Raw genomic sequence first — 15,203 nt, 5'->3', positions numbered from 1 at the left:
CCTCGGTGCGTATAGCGAAACGGATTGCGGTAAGCGCAACGTCAGTTTGGGGTCGCCCTGAACCCTTGTCAAGGCATCCACAGGGCACTCCGAAGGGTCCGTCACGGTGCGCACCACGAGACCCGATTCCGAGGGAAAATCGACGACTCGACGCCCTCGACTCACGACCGACACGGGCCGGGAACGGGCCGTCATGGGGCGCGAGTGGCCGTCAGGAGCCGCGCCCGTTCCACTCCCTGGAGGTGCAGGGGCGTCGACGGGAACGCCGCGGGAGCAGGGTCGGTGCGGGGTGGCGGGGTCAGCGGCGCGGCACTTCGCCCCGGCGGCGCGCGACGACCCCCTCCAGCATGGCGGTCAGAATGCGTGCCAGCCGTGGCTCCACGTCCACGATCGCGTGGGCAAGCCGCGGATCGTCGCGGTACAGCGCCGCGACCTCGGGTCCCGGCGTCGCGATGTTCCAGAACGTGCCGGCCATCGACGTCGCGGCGGCGATCAGGTCCACCCCGTCGGCCTCGGTCAGCTCCGGCAGCCGCTCGCGGACCGCGGCGACGACCGCGGCGACCCCGGTCAGGGTCACCAGCTTGAACTCGAGCACCGCCTCGACCGAGACGTTCCGTTCGAGGTTCATCGGCGCCTGGGCGAGCAGGTCGCAGAACATCCCGCGGGCCGCGAGGGTACGGGCGAAGGCCGCGGCCACGTCCGCCGGGTCGCCGTCGGCGCCCCGGCCGATCTCCGCGCACAGGACCGGCACCCACTCCTGCCAGCCGGCCGCGGTCAGCCGCAGGTAGATCTCCTCGCGCGTCTCGAAGTAGCGCAGCAGCGCGGACTTGTGCATACCCACGGCCGCCGCGATGTCGGTCAGCGTGACCTGCCGGATGCCGCGCTCGGCGCCCAGGGCCCGCGCGGCGTCCAGGATGGCGGCCTCCCGCTGCTGCTTGGCCTGCGGGGACCGGGCGCGCCGGAAGTCGGTGGTGTCCACGACCCCATCGTAACGCAACCACGTTGCACTATTAACGAAACAGTGTTTCACTAACTCCATGAGCGAGAACCTGACCGAAAACACGACCGACGACACGACCGAGAACACCCAGCAGACCTGGTTCGTCACCGGCTCCTCCCGCGGCTTCGGCCGCGCCCTCGTCCGAGCCGCCCTGGAGGCGGGCGACACCGTCGCGGCGACCGCCCGCCGGCCCGAACAACTCGACGACCTGGCAGCCGAGTTCGGTGACCGGATCGCCCCGATCGCGCTCGACGTGACCGACCCCGTGGCCGCGAAGGTGGCCCTGGAGGAGGCCAGGAAGCGCTTCGGGCGGATCGACGTGCTCGTCAACAACGCCGGCTACGCCAACGTCTCCCCCATCGAGACCACGGACGACGACGACTTCCGGGCCCAGTTCGAGACGAACTTCTGGGGCGTCTACAACGTCACCAAGGCCGCGATCCCCCTGCTGCGCGAGCAGGGCGGCGGGCTGGTCGTCCAGTTCTCGTCCATGGGCGGCCGCGTCGGCGGCTCCCCGGGCATCGCCTCGTACCAGGCGGCGAAGTTCGCGATCGACGGCTTCAGCCGGGTGCTGCGCGTGGAGACCGCGCCGTTCGGCGTCCGCGTCCTGGTCGTCGAGCCCAGCGGGTTCCGCACCGACTGGGCCGGCCCCTCGATGACCGTGCACGAGGTGCCCGAGGGCTACGAGGACACCGTCGGCGCGATCAACCGGCGCATCCGGCAGAGCGCCGAGGGCCCCGCCGGCGACCCGGTGCGCGCCGCGGAGATCCTCGTACGGATGGCGAAGCGCCGCGACATCCCGACCAACCTCGCGCTCGGCGTGACGGCGTCGGAGGGTTCCATGGCCCAGGACCGGCGACTCCTGGCGCAGGACGAGAAGTGGAGCCCGGTCGGGCGGTCCGCGGACTTCGCGGAGGCCTACCCGGTGGATTTCCCGGAGGACGCGAGCGCCTAGTGGGCGGAGGGCTTCAGGGCCGTCCGGCCATAGGGGCGGCCTCCAGTTCCCCGGTCCCGTCAGACGGCGAGCCGGTTGATGTCGGCGGACCGCAGGACGTGGGGCCCGGCGCCCTTCAGGCGGGTGGTGGCGAGCATGGCGCGGCCCACCTGTTCGGTGCTCGTCACGTACCGCGGGGCCACGCGCCGGACGACCGGGTACAGCCATGAGGTGAGGCGGTACATCACCCGGTACCAGCGCGTGCCCGACGTCTCGCCGTGGACGGGCTGGATCCATCCGGGCCTGAAGGCGTACGCGTGCATGTCCATGGCCAGAAGGGCGTTCTCCGTGCGGCCCTTCACCCGGGCCCAGGCCGAGCGGCCCTGCTCGGAGCTGTCGGTGCCTTCTCCGGAGACGTAGACGAATGTCAGGCCGGGGTTGCCTGCGGCGACGACGCGGGCGGCCTCGAGCGTGTACGTGTAGGTGATCGTCTCGTACTCGGCGGCGTCGCGCCCGGCCGCGGAGACGCCCAGGCAGTAGAAGCACGCGTCGGCCCCGGCCAGTTCTCCGGCGATCGGGGTGAGGTCGGTGAAGTCCGGGTGGAGCAGTTCCCGGAGCTTGGGGGCGGAGCGGCCGAGCGGGCGGCGAACGACAGCGAGCACCTCGGTCACCTCCGGGTCCTCCAGGCAGGCGCGCAGCACGCCCTGACCCACCATGCCGGACGCCCCGAAAAGGATCACCTTCACCGCATGGCCTCTCTTGGCTGATTCGCGCGGGCCGGCGCGACAGCGAACACGGCCGCCGTGACGGGCACGTCGGTCCGCGATCAGTAGACGGCCGACCGACAACGGAGTCAAGCAACCGCTTGATCTCTCGCACCGGCCAGGGGGCCGGGCCGCGCCATGACGTCGGCGGGCGCGGGCACGGGAGCGGCCGACCGTCGAGGGCACCTTCGACAGGGGATGCCGTCCACGGACCCGGATTCCAGCGGCGGTCACGTGCCCCGAGGCCCTGCTCCATGGGCGCCCTGATGCACGCGCCGACCACCGCGTTCCGCCCGGCGTGAGCGCGGGGCTCCTGGGCCGTTCGGGTGGCTGTATCGTCGCCGGGTGGCGACGAGCGATGGGTACAGGCGGCTGGGTGAGGCGGCATGGTCGTGGGTGCTGGACCAGGTGCGCGAGGACGAGGGCCCGTGGCTCCCCGAGACGGTGTCCGGGGACGGGCGGGACGTGACACCGGCGAAGGACCGCGACTCGCTGTACTCGGGGATCGCGGGTCTGGCGCCCGTACTGGCGGAGATCGCGCGACACCGTGAGCTGACGGGGCGGGAACGGGCCCTGGCCGACGGGATCGTGACCAGGCTGTCGGCCGAGGCCGAAGGGCGTGTCGAGCCGTCGTTGTACGACGGGCTCGCCGGTGACGTCACGGCCCTGCGCCTGCTCGCGCCGGGCACGGAGTCCGTCGCCCTGCGACGGCTGCACGATCTGACGACCTCCGACGGCTGGAGGACGACCCTCGAGTTCGAACCGGACTCCGACGCCCCGCTGAACGACATCATCATGGGGACCGCGGGCGTCGTCATGACGGCGCTCTGGGCAGGAGGAGAGTACGCGGACGCGATCGCCACAACGGGCTGCGAGGCGCTGCTGCGCACGGCGGACCGCACGGAAGCGGGCCTGGACTGGGGCATCGGGGCGCATACGCCGTCACGGGCGCCCAACTACTCCCACGGCACCGCCGGGGTGGCCGCCGCGCTGGCCGTGGCGGGCGCGGCGCTCGGCCGCGGCGACTTCGTCGAGGCGGCGGTCGCCGGCGCCCGGCACGTCCTGTCGGTGGGTGTGCTGGACGACGGCGGGTTCGTCGTGCCGCACACCATCCCGCCGTCGAGGCGAGAGGTGGAACCCCTCACCTACACCTGGTGTCACGGCCCCGCGGGAACCTCGCATCTGTTCTCGGCGTTGTCGCACGCCGGCGTCACCGAGGTGGCCGGATTCCGGGTCGACGATCTGCGCCGCCGCTGTCTGACATCCCTCCTGACCTCGGGCATTCCCGAGCGGCTGCGCCCCGGCTTCTGGGACAACGACGGCCGGTGCTGCGGCACGGCGGGCGTCGGTGACGTACTCCTGGACGCCGCACAGGACTTGACCGACTCCCACTGGGCGGAGACGGCTCTGCGCGGGGCCCGCACGATGGGCGACGCACTCGTGGAACGGGCGGTGCGGGACGAGTCGGGTGCCCGCTGGCGCTTCGTGGAGTACCGGAGCGACGAGCCCCTGCTGCCGCCCGGCACCGCGTGGATGCAGGGCGCGTCGGGCATCGCGGCCTTTCTTCTGCGCCTCGCCCGGTACGGGGAGACAGGGCCGAAGGCTCTCGTGGTGGACCGGCCGGATCAGTGGTGGGCCGTGCCCGACGACGTGCGATTGACCGCTCGGGACAGCTGAGACCCCTCGGCGGACGCCCGTGCGAGCGTCCGCGAGGCCCGCCTCAGGCCGGAGGGGCTGGAGCGGGGGCCGACGCCCGTATCCGGTTCAGGAGTTCTCTCTCCGCGGTGCCCGCCTCCTGGTCGTCCCACATGCCCGTGAACGGCACCCGGCGCAGGTGGCGGCCCTCCGGATCGAGCACCTCTCCGGCGTGCTTGAGCACCCAGAGCGTCATGGCCCGGTCCGCGATGGCGAGTTCGGGGAACCGCTGGGCCAGCGCCGCCTCGAACGACTGGACGTCGCCCAGGGAGCGCAGCCACACCGTGACCATGAGGTTGTGCGGGCCCGACAGCGTCGCGCAGAGCCGGGTCTCCCGCATTCCCGAGAGCTGGGCCGTGATCCTCGCGGTCTCCGCGGCCGGGGCGACACCCCAGAGAGTGGCGCTCACCGGCCAGCCGGAGACGGATCGGGCGGCCTCGCAGCGGTACGAGATGGCCCTGGCCGCGTCCAGCCGGTCGAGCCTGCGCCGGACGGTGGTCGGGCTCAGTCCGCTGCGCTCGGCCAGCCGGGCGACGCTCTGCCGGCAGTCCTCCGAGAGCAGCAGGATCAGGTCCAGGTCCGACTGGCCGAGGACCGAGCCCTCCGGCAGCCGGGCACGGTCGGCGCGCAGGATGCCCCGGCGTTCCTCGGCCAGCCGGTCCAGTCGCCAGCGGCTGCCCTCCGTGTGGAGCGCCGTGGCCAGTTGGGTGCGCGTGGCGCCGATCCCGTCGAGCCCGCCCAGCCGGAAGCCCACGTAGCGGGCGAGCTGTGCCTGCGAGCGGAAGACGCCGGTGAGCATCAGGTCCCGGGCCCCGGTCGTGTGCTCGATGTTGAAGAGCGGGGCGTCGTCCAGGAGTTGCTCGCTCACGTGGTGCAGTTTCCCCGGCACGCAGTCGACCTCGATGAAGGCCACGATCAACTCGCCGATGAGCGCGGGGTTGGGGTGGCAGCCGAGCCAGGCGAGACCGGACTCGGTGAGCCGGGCCCAGCGCCGGGCGGCCGTGGTCGCGTCCACGTCCAGTGCGGCGCCGATCCGCCGCCAGTCGGCACGGGGCGCGTGCTGGAGGGCCGTGATCAGGAGGTAGTCCAGTTCGTCCAGCATCTCCGCGCTTCCTTCCCCCGTGATGGCGGATCCTTGCAAATGATCATGGATAAGTGGCTGAAGCCGTCGTTCGGGGGCCGGTGCGTGTCCTCGAACGCACGATACCGGCCATGTTCCAGCACTCAGACGCCGCCGCCCTGCTCGACGACCTCACCGATCTCCGCCGTCGGCTCCACCGTGATCCCGAGATCGGCCTGCACCTGCCACGCACCCAGGAGAAGGTCCTGACGGCTCTGCGAGGACTCCCCCTGGAGATCACCCTGGGCAAGGACCTGTCCTCGGTCACGGCCGTCCTGCGGGGCGGCAGGCCGGGCCCCGCCGTACTGCTGCGCGGCGACATGGACGCGCTTCCGGTCCACGAGGACACCGGACTGCCGTACGCCTCCGAGCGCCCCGGTGTGATGCACGCCTGCGGCCACGATCTGCACACTGCCGGTCTGGTGGGTGCGGCGATGCTCCTCGCCGCGCACCGCGAGGAGCTCGCGGGGGACGTCGTGTTCATGTTCCAGCCGGGCGAGGAGGGCGAAGGCGGTGCCCGCATCATGGTCGAGGAAGGCGTGCTGGACGCGGCCGGCGAACGGGTCGTGGCCGCGTACGGCCTGCACGTCTTCTCGACCCAGGTCCCGATGGGCACGGTCGCCACGCGTCCCGGCACCATGCTGGCCGCCGCCGACGCGTTCGACGTCACCGTGATCGGCCGGGGCGGGCACGGTTCGATGCCTCACCTGACCCGGGATCCCGTGGCCGCCGCCGCGGAGATGGTGACCGCCCTGCAGACGCGGATCGCGCGCGAGATCGACGTCCAGGACCCGGCGGTGATCACCGTGGGTTCCTTCCACGCCGGCACCGCCCGCAACGTGATCCCCGACACGGCCGAACTCGGGGCGACCGTACGCACGTACTCCGAGAGGACCCGCGACCAGGTTCAGGACATGGTCGAACGCACCCTCCGCGGCATCGCACAGGCCCATGGCGTGGACATACGGCTCGACTACACCCGCCAGTATCCGGCCACCGTGAACCCAGCGGACCAGGCGGCCTTCGCCCTGGAGACGGCACTCGACCTCTTCGGCCCGCACCGGGTGTTCGAGACGCCCCGGCCGGTCTCCGGGTCAGAGGACTTCTCGTTCGTACTCGACGCGGTACCCGGCGCCTTCCTCGCCGTGGGGGCCTGCCCACCCGACCGCGACCCCGCCACCGCCCCGGTGAACCATTCGGCGCAGGCGGTGTACGACGACCGCGTGCTCCCCGACCAGGCACTGCTCCTCGCCTCACTCGCCGTACGCTCCCTTGACCGTCACGCGGCAGCGGGCCGGTCCGCGTGACCGAGACCTCGCCCGCGACGGACCAGCCCCGCCTCGGCGAGGACGAGGCGGCGCCCGCATCCGTCACCACCGTCGTGGGACTGCTCGTCCTGTTCGAGCTGATGAGCGGGTTCGTCCAGACGGGGATCGCACCGCTTCTGCCCGCGCTGGGCGAACACCACGGAATCGGCGACTCCACGCTGAACTGGATCGTGGCGCTCCAGCTCCTGGCCGGAGCGGTGATGGTCCCGGTCTTCGGCCGGCTCGGCGACCTGTACGGGCATCGCCGGATGCTGCGTGCCGCCATCGCCGCCGTGGCCGCCGGGACCCTGCTGGTCGCCCTCGCCCCCGATTTCCCGGTCCTGCTGCTCGGGCGGGTGTTCCAGGGCGCGCTCGTGGCACTCCTCCCGCTGGAGATCGCCCTGGTCCGCGACCGGCTCCCGGTCGAACAGGCCCGCCGGGCCATCGCGAGGCTGGTGGGCGCGCTGACGCTGGGCAGCCTGCTGGGCGCCGTCGTCATGGGCGCGACGGCCAAAGCCGTCCACAACATCCAACTCGTGCTGCTCGTACCGGCGTTCCTGGCTCTGGCGTGTGTTCCGGTCAGCTTCCTGCGCATACCGGAGAGCGTCCCGAGGGCGGTCGGCCGGCCCGACTGGCCGGGCGCCACTCTGCTCGGCCTCTCGTTGGTCTCGCTGCTCGGAGGTGTCTCCCGAGTCGCCCACGACGGCTGGGTGTCGGCGGGCGTCCTCCTTCCCCTCGCGCTCTTCGCCGTCCTGATCTCCGTCTGGGTGCGTACGGAACTGCGGTGCACGGCACCACTGGTGGACCTCAGGGCCATGAAGGGCCGCGGGGTCGCACGGCTCTATCTGGTCTCCTTCTTCTTCGGCGTCATGTACTTCGGCAGCCAGTCCCCCAACGCGACGTTCCTGGCCGCCGATCCCGCGACGGACGGCTACGGGTTCGGGCTCACCGCGCTGGACATCTCACTGGTCAGCCTGCCCGGAGCCGTGGCGGCGCTGATCACCTCCGGCTGCACCGCCCTGATCGCCCGGCACCTGGGCTACCGGGGCACGCTCATGACCGCGTTCGGTCTCATGGCGGCCGGCTTCCTCGGCCTCGGCTGCCTTCACGAGACCGTGTGGGAGATGGTGGTCGCCCTGTCGGTCTGCGGTGCCGGTACCGGCGCGGCGCTGGGCGCCATGCCCACCGTCGTGGTGGAGGCGACGAAGCCGGAGCACACCGGGGTCGCCTCGGCGCTCTACAACAACGTGAAGACCGTCGGAGGCGCGGTCGCGGGCGGCGCCGTCGCCTCCCTGCTGGCATCACACACCAGGCCCGGCGGGACGACTCCGTACGAGGGCGGCTACACGACGGTCTGGCTGCTGTGCGCCGCCTGCGGACTCTGCGCGATCATGGCGGTGGCCGGACACGGCTCGGGCGCCGGGCCGGGCCGTTCGCCCGGTCTCCTCCGGCGAGGGCGTACGAGGGAACGGCCCGCGTCCGGGGCACACCGCCCCACCGCGCGAGAACCATGACGAAGCGCGAGTGAGTCGAGGTTCTCTGGCGCGGGACGCTGTTGCCTGTCGCGGCACTAGAACGGGGGCCAGTCGGAACCGGGAGGCGGGGCGGGAGAGTCCCGGTTGCCGTTCCGCATTTCCCGTGGCCACCGTGCGTCGATGACCGCCGCGGCCTCCTTGCACGCGTCGCAGGCACTCGGCCACTGTTGCATCCACGGGTACGGCGAGACCGTGAGCCCCTCGTGGACGAGACCGCACAGCGTCCCACCGAAGCCGTCGGCGGAGTACGCGTAGGCCACGTCGTACGCGTGGGCGATGTCCTCCGGCAGCTGCGGGGATTCCGCGCGCTCCCACGATCTGTAGCCGTACTGCGGCCGCGAGACCTCGCGCGGGTCGTGTCCGAATTCGGTCCAGGCGTAGCACCAGGGACAGAACCAGCGTTCCTTCACCGCCATGTCCCACGGCATCCGCCGTTCAGGAACCGGCTTGCGTCGCATCTCATGGCCGCAGACATCACAGGTCACACCGCATTGTGCCAAGACCGCTCTCCGTCGGGCGGCCGACCCCGCGAACCGATGTCAGAGGCGGCCGATAGCTTCCCGACATGGGTATGTACATGGTGAGCGTCGGCGCGGAGGAATGGTTCGACGACGAGGAGGACGGGTGGGGCGAGACCGCCTCGGCGCTCAACGCCGAACTCAGGAAGCGGGGCTTGCCGCCGTACGAGGAGGTTCCCCCGGAGACGGATTTCGCGCCCGGCTCAGGGCTGGCGTTCGAGGAGAAGCTGGCCCCGTACATGACCGGGTTCAACGCCTTGTGCGAGACGCACCTGTCACGAGAGGAATCGGAGACCCTCCTCGGATGGGCGGTCCTCGTACCCTTCTCGCTCGATGAGGAGATCCGACTTCCCTTCGAATGCGGCGAATACGGCTCCATGGTCGCCGGCGCCCCCCAGGTACTGGCGCTCGCCGAAAGGCTCGCCGCGGTCATCGGTCTTCCGCCGGAAACCCCTGCGACGTGCGACAACCTCGACCTGAGCACGTGGTTCAGGCAGCAGGCGAAGGAACTGGCGATTACTCGTCCAGGGCCGTGGAGCAAGGACCTCGACACAGCCTTCTACGTCGCGCTGTACCTGCGCGCCGCCCAGCACTCGATCCGACGCGGCTGCCCCATCGTCTACAGCTGAGACCCGCCCATGTGCCGACGGTCCGGGCGCGCGAATCCCGGCCTGCCGAACAGGCCCTCGGCGGGCGGGTGGGTCACGGACTACGCTGGCGTCCCCCTCCTGACAGTCCAGCCCAGGGAGCAGCGTGCCGCCGTCCTTCGTCCACCGGATCACCAAGTACGACCCCGCCGACCGCGACGAGCACGGCCACTACCACGGCGCCGAGGACACGGAGAGCGACCACGGCCCGGTCGAAGCGGCCTATCTGGAGGCGATCGCCGCCTTCGCACGGGAATCGGGTGTCGACCGGTTGGAGATCCGTGATCCGGGGGTCACCGGCTTCGTCAGCTTCGGCCTGGAGGCGCCGGTCGAGGGACACGGTCTCGCCGGGCTGTTCCCGCCCGACCTCACCGGCTACCACGACGGTGCCGAGGTCTCCGTGCCGGTCGCGCTGGAGCTGGTCCGGGTCATGCTCCGGGACGGCGCCTGGTGCCGGCTGGAGCATCAGGACCGGTTCACCGTGCACGTCGGGTGGGATCAGTACGTGTACGTCGGCAGCGACCGTCCGTGCGAAGCGGCCGTCGCCCGGACCCACGAACTCGGCCTGTTCGCGGAGCCGATCACTGCTTCGCCCTACGCCAGAGACCTTGATGAACCAGAGGTGACACAGGCCGCGGACGAGGAGTTCTGGGAACGGGTACGCGCGGAACTCGCCGCATCACAGGCGCTTCTCCTGGAGGAGCGCTACCTCTCCAACGACACCCGCTGGCACCGCCTCACCCCGAGCAACGTCGATACCGTTCGCGCCGGTCTCGGTCCCCGTGCGCTCCTGACCGTCTGGCCCGACCTCAGCCCTGATGTCGGTGCGGTCCTTGCCACGTTGCCCGAGGACGACTCCGTGGACTTCGTCTGGGAGGCACCGGACGGGACGATCCGTCACCTGACCGTCGCCGAGACCGACCACCAGCAGCTCAGCACTTTGGCGGCGGGAGCGAGGGCGGCCTGCGTCTTGCCCCTGGCCGTCGACGAACGCCACCCACTGTTCCAAGCCGCCCTCCCCGACGCCGACGGGGTGCTGCGCGCCAGGTGGTGAACGCGTTCTCCCAATGAGGCAACGGCGACGGTCACACCCGGGCTCACGCTAGGACCACTCCGGGACCTGGGCAGCTCAGCTGTTGAGGATGCCGAGGTCGGGATGGTCGGGTCTGACCGTGGTGGTGAGGATCGGCTCCGTCGTGTGATGCCGTTACGGGCAACCGGAACCGGCGGCCACGCGCCGCCGGCCCCGTTCATTCGCCCGCGCTGTCCTCCGCCTCCCAGCGGAGCAAGTCGCCCGGCTGGCACGCGAGCACCTCGCAGAGCGCGGCAAGCGTCGTGAAGCGCACCGCCTTGGCGCGGCCGTTCTTGAGCACCGCGAGGTTGGCGGGCGTGATCCCCACGCGGTCCGCGAGTTCCCCCACGGACATCTTCCGCCTGGCCAGCATCACGTCGATGTCGACGGCGATCGGCATCAGATCACCTCGTCCAGGTCGGCCTGCAACCTGGCCGCTTCGGCGTCCCGGTCGACGGCCTGGACGAGCAGCATCCGCAGCACGAGCACGATGAGCGCGACTCCGAGGATGGCCAGGCCGATCCCGCCCATGATGAGGGTGACCCCCGGATCGTCCCGCTGGCCGGGCGCGTTCACGGCCGTGACCGCGAACCACATGAGGGCGACCGCGACGATCGCGCCGATGATGAGGTCCACGTACCGGAAGGCGTCGTGGGAGAACACGGTTCCGCGTCGCACCATCGTCACCAGCCGCCACACGGAGACAAGGGCGACCTGGGCCGCCCCGATGCCCAGGATCGTGATCACCCGCAGCGGGGTCAGCGGAACCGAGCCGTCCTCCGGGTCGTTTCCGCTGATCAGTGTCCAGACCATCAGCGCCTGCACCAGCACGCTGCCGGTGAGCACCACCGCGAGCACAGCGCGCAGCGCGCGCACGGCCAGTTTCCCCATGCCTCATCCTCTCATCGACCTACGATCGAAATCTATCGAATATCGATAAGCAAGGCTAGGGCGTGCCGGTCGCCGACGCGCGCTCGATCTCGCCCGGTCGAGGGGACTCCTCGGCTGCCGGACTCACACGCTGAGTGCTGCCCGTACGGTCTGTTCGGCGGCCGTTCCCCCGTCTCCCGAGGACGTCACCCGTCCGGCCTCCAGCACGTAGTACTGCTGGGCGGCGCGCATGGCGAAGCCGACGTGCTGTTCGACGAGGAGGACGGACAGCCCGCCGCGCCGGGTGAGGGCGAGGATCGTCTCCTCGATCTCGGCGACGACCGAGGGCTGGATGCCCTCCGTCGGCTCGTCGAGCAGCAGGAGCCTGGGGCGGGTGATCAGTGCGCGGGCGATGGCGAGTTGCTGGCGCTGACCGCCGGAGAGGAGTCCCGCGCGGCGGCCGGACAGGTCGCGCAGGGCCGGGAAGAGGTCCAGCGCCTCTGCGGTCGCCGCGGGGCCGTCGGGGCGGCCGTCGGCGACCAGCCGCAGGTTCTCGCCGGTCGTCAGATGCGGGAAGCACTGCTGGCCCTGGGGGACATAGGCCATCCCTCGGGCGACCCGCTGATGCGGGGCGAGGTGGGTGATGTCCTCGCCGTCCAGCCGGACGGTGCCGCTCCTGGGCTTGATCAGGCCCATGGCGGCGCGCAGCAGGGTGCTCTTGCCTGCGCCGTTGTGGCCGAGGACGGTGGCGACCCCGTCGTCGGGGACGGTGAGCGTGACGCCGTACAGGACCGTCGTGCGGTCGTAGCCGGCCCGGACGGAGGTGATCTCCAGCATCTGACTCACGCCTCCTCGGCGACGGCCACGGGCGGGGCAGGGGCGGGTTCCGCGGTGCGGCCGAGGTAGACCTCCTGGACCTTTGTATCGGCCTGGACCTCGGCGACGGTGCCCTCGCTGAGGACCTTGCCGGCGTGCAGGACGCTGACACTGCGGGCGAAGGAGCGCATGAAATCCATGTCGTGCTCGATGACGACGACCGTGCGGTCCATGCTGATCCGCTGGAGCAGCGCGCCGGTGGTCTCGCGCTCGTCATGGCTCATACCGGCGACCGGCTCGTCGAGCAGCAGCAGTCGTACGTCCCGGACGAGCAGCATGCCGATCTCCAGCCACTGTTTCTGCCCGTGGGCGAGGACGCCGGCGGGGCGGTCGCGCAGGGAGGTCAGCCCGGTGGTCTCCAGGGCCTCCGCGACCGGTTCGGGGATGTGCTTGCGGCGCCGGAGCATCGTCCACGGGCTCCGTCCGGCGCCCGCAGCGATGTCGAGGTTCTGCAGGACGGTCAGTTCCTCGAAGACCGTGGCCGTCTGGAACGTGCGTCCGATGCCCATGCGGGCGATCTTGTGGACCGGTCTGCCCAGCAGGTCCTGGTCGCCGAAGCGGACCGAGCCCGCCGCCTTGGCCAGGCCGGTGACGGCGTCGACCAGGGTGGTCTTGCCGGCGCCGTTGGGACCGATGAGGAAGCGCAGGTCGCCGGGGTGGATGTCGAGGTCGACGCCGTCGACGGCGGTGAAGCCGTCGAAGGTCACCCGCAGGTCGCGGACGATCAGTGCCTGGCCGCTCATGCCTTCTCTCCCGTCGTGGGCGCCACGGTGGCCGTGCCGAGGGCGGACGCCGGGGCCGAGGCGACGGTTCGGCGCTTGCGCAGGACGGCGCCCAGGGAGGCCAGGCCGCCGGGCAGGAAGCCGACCGCGACCACGAACAGCAGGCCCTGGAGGTAGGTCCACGCGGCGGGAAAGGCGTCGGACAACGTGCTCTGCGTCCAGGCGACCGCGATCGCACCGAGCACCGCGCCCACCAGTGAGGCCCGGCCGCCCACCGCCGCGCCGATGACGAAGCCGATGGACGGCACGATCCCGATCAGCGCCGGGGAGATGATCCCGACCGCCGGAACGAACAGGGCGCCGGCGAGGCCGGCGGTGCCGGCCGCGAGGACGTAGGCGACGAGTTTGACGTTGGCCGGGTCGTAGCCGAGGAAGCGGACCCGTTCCTCGGAGTCCCGTGCGGCGACGAGGAGTTCGCCGAACCGGCTGACGAACAGCTGGCGGGCGCCGGCCATCAGGAGCAGCAGGACGGCGGCGATGACGAAGTACACCATCCGCTGGTTGACGGGGTCGTCGAGGGAGTAGCCGAAGAAGCCCTGGATGTCGGTGAGACCGTTGGTGCCGCCGGTGGTGGCCTGCTGGCCGATCAGCCAGATCGACAGGGCGGCGGCCAGCGCCTGGCTGAGGATCGCGAAGTAGGCGCCCTTCACCCGGCGCCGGAGGACGAAGAAGCCGAGCAGGGCGGCGACCGCCATCGGCAGCAGCACCGTCATGGCGAGCGCGAAGGCCGGGTCGGCGAACGGCTTCCACCACCAGGGCAGGGTGTCGCCCGTGCCGTAGAGCTGCATGAAGTCGGGCAGGGTCGCGCCGGTGGCCGCCGCGTCGGTGAGCTTGAGGTGCATGGCCATGGCGTAGCCGCCGAGGCCGAAGAAGACACCCTGGCCGAGCACCATGAGTCCGCCGCGGCCCCAGGCGAGGCTGACGCCGACGGCGACGATGGCGTAACACAGGTACTTGGCGAGGAGGTTGAGGCGGAAGTCGGAGAGGACGGCCGGCGCGAGGCCGAGGAGGAGCACGGCGCCGGACACGAAGGCGGCGGGGACGCGGAGGCGTTCGGCCAGGGTCGGGCGCGCCGGGAGCGGCACGGCGGGAGAGGGAGCGGGAGCGGGGGTGGTCGTCGTCATGCCAGGCTCCGGGTGCGCAGCGTGTACAGGCCCTGGGGTCGCCATTGCAGGAAGGCGACGATCGTCACGAGGACGATGACCTTGGCGACGCTGACCGTGGTCGAGTATTCGAGGACCGACTGGAGGATGCCGAGCGCGAAGGCGGTGATGACGCTGCCCTTGAGCTGTCCGATGCCGCCCACGACGACGACCAGGAAGGCATCGACGATGTAGTTGGTGCCGGTCGTCGGGCCGATGGGTCCGACGAGGGTGAGGGCGACGCCGGCCACGCCCGCGAGGCCCGAGCCGATGAAGAAGGTGATGCGGTCGACCTGCCCGGTGGCGATCCCGGAGACCTCGGCCAGGTCGCGGTTCTGGACGACGGCCCGGATCCGGCGGCCGAGCGGCGTGAGTCTGAGGATGAGGGTGAGCGCCAGGACGCTCAGCAGGGCCAGGCCGAGGATGAACAGGCGGTTGCTGGCGAAGGTGATGCCGCCGCCCAGTGCGATGTTGCCGGTGAGGAGGTCGGGCGCGGCGGTCTGCACGTTGGGGGCGCCGAAGATGTCGCGGGCGAGCTGCTGGAGCATCAGCGAGACGCCCCAGGTCACGAGCAGCGTGTCGAGCGGGCGGGTGTAGAGGCGGCGGATGAGCAGCCATTCCAGGAGGGCGCCCATGGTTCCGGCGGCCAGGAAGGCTGTCGGGAGGGCGACGAGCAGGGAGAGGCCCGCGCTGCTGATGGACTGCTGGAGGACGTACGTGGTGTAGGCGCCGGCCATGATGAACTCGCCGTGCGCCATGTTGATCACGCCCATCTGGCCGAAGGTCAGGGTCAGACCCAGGGCGATGAGCAGCAGGACGGCACCGATGCTGATGCCGGTGAGGGACTGGTTGAGGATGACCGTCATGGGTCGGCTCCGGGTCGGGGCGGGGGTCGGGTGGACGCGTGCGCCGTTGGCGTGGCCCGGCCCCTGGAGAGGGCC

The 15,203-nt window shown here is 71.2% G+C and carries 16 protein-coding genes; 6 read left to right on the top strand and 10 right to left on the bottom strand.

Annotated features, from left to right (window positions below; translation table 11 throughout):
* Positions 1 to 298: 298 nt before the first annotated feature.
* Positions 299 to 979: a TetR family transcriptional regulator gene (locus ACFWI4_RS16880; RefSeq protein ID WP_387196452.1), complete on the bottom strand. Its 681-nt coding sequence runs from the start codon at positions 977 to 979 to the stop codon at positions 299 to 301.
* A 58-nt stretch (positions 980 to 1,037) separates the two neighbouring features.
* Here ACFWI4_RS16880 and ACFWI4_RS16875 point away from each other — a divergent pair, with 58 nt between their 5' ends.
* Positions 1,038 to 1,955: an SDR family NAD(P)-dependent oxidoreductase gene (locus tag ACFWI4_RS16875; protein ID WP_387196449.1), complete on the top strand. Its 918-nt coding sequence runs from the start codon at positions 1,038 to 1,040 to the stop codon at positions 1,953 to 1,955.
* A gap of 59 nt (positions 1,956 to 2,014) precedes the next feature.
* Here the strand turns inward: ACFWI4_RS16875 and ACFWI4_RS16870 are convergent, their stop codons facing one another.
* On the bottom strand, positions 2,015 to 2,680 hold the full coding sequence (locus ACFWI4_RS16870; RefSeq protein WP_387196446.1) for an epimerase: 666 nt from the start codon (positions 2,678 to 2,680) through the stop codon (positions 2,015 to 2,017).
* 363 nt (positions 2,681 to 3,043) lie between these two features.
* Here ACFWI4_RS16870 and ACFWI4_RS16865 point away from each other — a divergent pair, with 363 nt between their 5' ends.
* The gene (locus tag ACFWI4_RS16865; RefSeq protein WP_387196443.1) at positions 3,044 to 4,375 is read left to right on the top strand and encodes a lanthionine synthetase LanC family protein; all 1,332 of its coding nucleotides are present in this window, start codon (positions 3,044 to 3,046) and stop codon (positions 4,373 to 4,375) included.
* A 43-nt stretch (positions 4,376 to 4,418) separates the two neighbouring features.
* On the opposite strand, the gene ACFWI4_RS16860 is transcribed toward ACFWI4_RS16865, so the two are convergent.
* The gene (locus ACFWI4_RS16860) at positions 4,419 to 5,495 is read right to left on the bottom strand and encodes an Lrp/AsnC family transcriptional regulator (protein ID WP_387196440.1); all 1,077 of its coding nucleotides are present in this window, start codon (positions 5,493 to 5,495) and stop codon (positions 4,419 to 4,421) included.
* 110 nt (positions 5,496 to 5,605) lie between these two features.
* Between ACFWI4_RS16860 and ACFWI4_RS16855 the strand changes: the two genes are divergently transcribed.
* Positions 5,606 to 6,820 (top strand): M20 family metallopeptidase, encoded by a 1,215-nt coding sequence (locus tag ACFWI4_RS16855; RefSeq protein ID WP_387196438.1) that lies wholly within the window; start codon positions 5,606 to 5,608, stop codon positions 6,818 to 6,820.
* On the top strand, positions 6,817 to 8,334 hold the full coding sequence (locus ACFWI4_RS16850) for an MFS transporter (protein WP_387196435.1): 1,518 nt from the start codon (positions 6,817 to 6,819) through the stop codon (positions 8,332 to 8,334). The genes ACFWI4_RS16855 and ACFWI4_RS16850 overlap by 4 nt, the downstream gene beginning before the upstream one ends.
* 56 nt (positions 8,335 to 8,390) lie before the next feature.
* Here ACFWI4_RS16850 and ACFWI4_RS16845 read toward each other — a convergent pair whose 3' ends face one another.
* Positions 8,391 to 8,771: a hypothetical protein gene (locus tag ACFWI4_RS16845; RefSeq protein WP_387196432.1), complete on the bottom strand. Its 381-nt coding sequence runs from the start codon at positions 8,769 to 8,771 to the stop codon at positions 8,391 to 8,393.
* Between the two features lie 149 nt (positions 8,772 to 8,920).
* Between ACFWI4_RS16845 and ACFWI4_RS16840 the strand changes: the two genes are divergently transcribed.
* Together ACFWI4_RS16840 and ACFWI4_RS16835 are read left to right on the top strand one after the other, a co-directional pair.
* Positions 8,921 to 9,502, top strand: a complete 582-nt coding sequence (locus ACFWI4_RS16840; RefSeq protein ID WP_387196429.1) for a hypothetical protein — start codon at positions 8,921 to 8,923, stop codon at positions 9,500 to 9,502.
* Between the two features lie 124 nt (positions 9,503 to 9,626).
* Positions 9,627 to 10,574 carry an RNA-binding protein gene (locus ACFWI4_RS16835; RefSeq protein ID WP_387196426.1) on the top strand — a complete coding sequence of 316 codons (948 nt, stop codon included), beginning with the start codon at positions 9,627 to 9,629 and terminating at the stop codon, positions 10,572 to 10,574.
* A 196-nt stretch (positions 10,575 to 10,770) separates the two neighbouring features.
* On the opposite strand, the gene ACFWI4_RS16830 is transcribed toward ACFWI4_RS16835, so the two are convergent.
* The 6 genes from ACFWI4_RS16830 to urtB form a co-directional block, all read right to left on the bottom strand.
* Positions 10,771 to 10,992 carry a helix-turn-helix domain-containing protein gene (locus ACFWI4_RS16830; RefSeq protein WP_385391776.1) on the bottom strand — a complete coding sequence of 74 codons (222 nt, stop codon included), beginning with the start codon at positions 10,990 to 10,992 and terminating at the stop codon, positions 10,771 to 10,773.
* Positions 10,992 to 11,483, bottom strand: coding sequence for a DUF2975 domain-containing protein (locus tag ACFWI4_RS16825; protein WP_385392649.1), 492 nt, complete (start codon positions 11,481 to 11,483; stop codon positions 10,992 to 10,994). Before ACFWI4_RS16825 ends, ACFWI4_RS16830 begins: the two co-directional genes overlap by 1 nt.
* 123 nt (positions 11,484 to 11,606) lie before the next feature.
* Entirely contained in the window at positions 11,607 to 12,299 is a 693-nt protein-coding gene (gene urtE, locus ACFWI4_RS16820) for an urea ABC transporter ATP-binding subunit UrtE (protein ID WP_387196522.1), read from the bottom strand.
* A 5-nt stretch (positions 12,300 to 12,304) separates the two neighbouring features.
* Positions 12,305 to 13,081 (bottom strand): urea ABC transporter ATP-binding protein UrtD, encoded by a 777-nt coding sequence (gene urtD / locus ACFWI4_RS16815; RefSeq protein ID WP_387196423.1) that lies wholly within the window; start codon positions 13,079 to 13,081, stop codon positions 12,305 to 12,307.
* Entirely contained in the window at positions 13,078 to 14,244 is a 1,167-nt protein-coding gene (gene urtC, locus ACFWI4_RS16810) for an urea ABC transporter permease subunit UrtC (protein WP_387196420.1), read from the bottom strand. The genes urtD and urtC overlap by 4 nt, the downstream gene beginning before the upstream one ends.
* Entirely contained in the window at positions 14,241 to 15,128 is an 888-nt protein-coding gene (gene urtB / locus ACFWI4_RS16805; RefSeq protein WP_387196417.1) for an urea ABC transporter permease subunit UrtB, read from the bottom strand. The genes urtC and urtB overlap by 4 nt, the downstream gene beginning before the upstream one ends.
* Between the last annotated feature and the right edge of the window lie 75 nt (positions 15,129 to 15,203).

The sequence above is a fragment of the Streptomyces sp. NPDC127038 genome (genome assembly GCF_042725875.1).
Taxonomy (GTDB): domain Bacteria; phylum Actinomycetota; class Actinomycetes; order Streptomycetales; family Streptomycetaceae; genus Streptomyces.
Note: the sequence above shows the minus strand (reverse complement) of the source record. Positions and strands in the feature narration are given on the sequence as shown.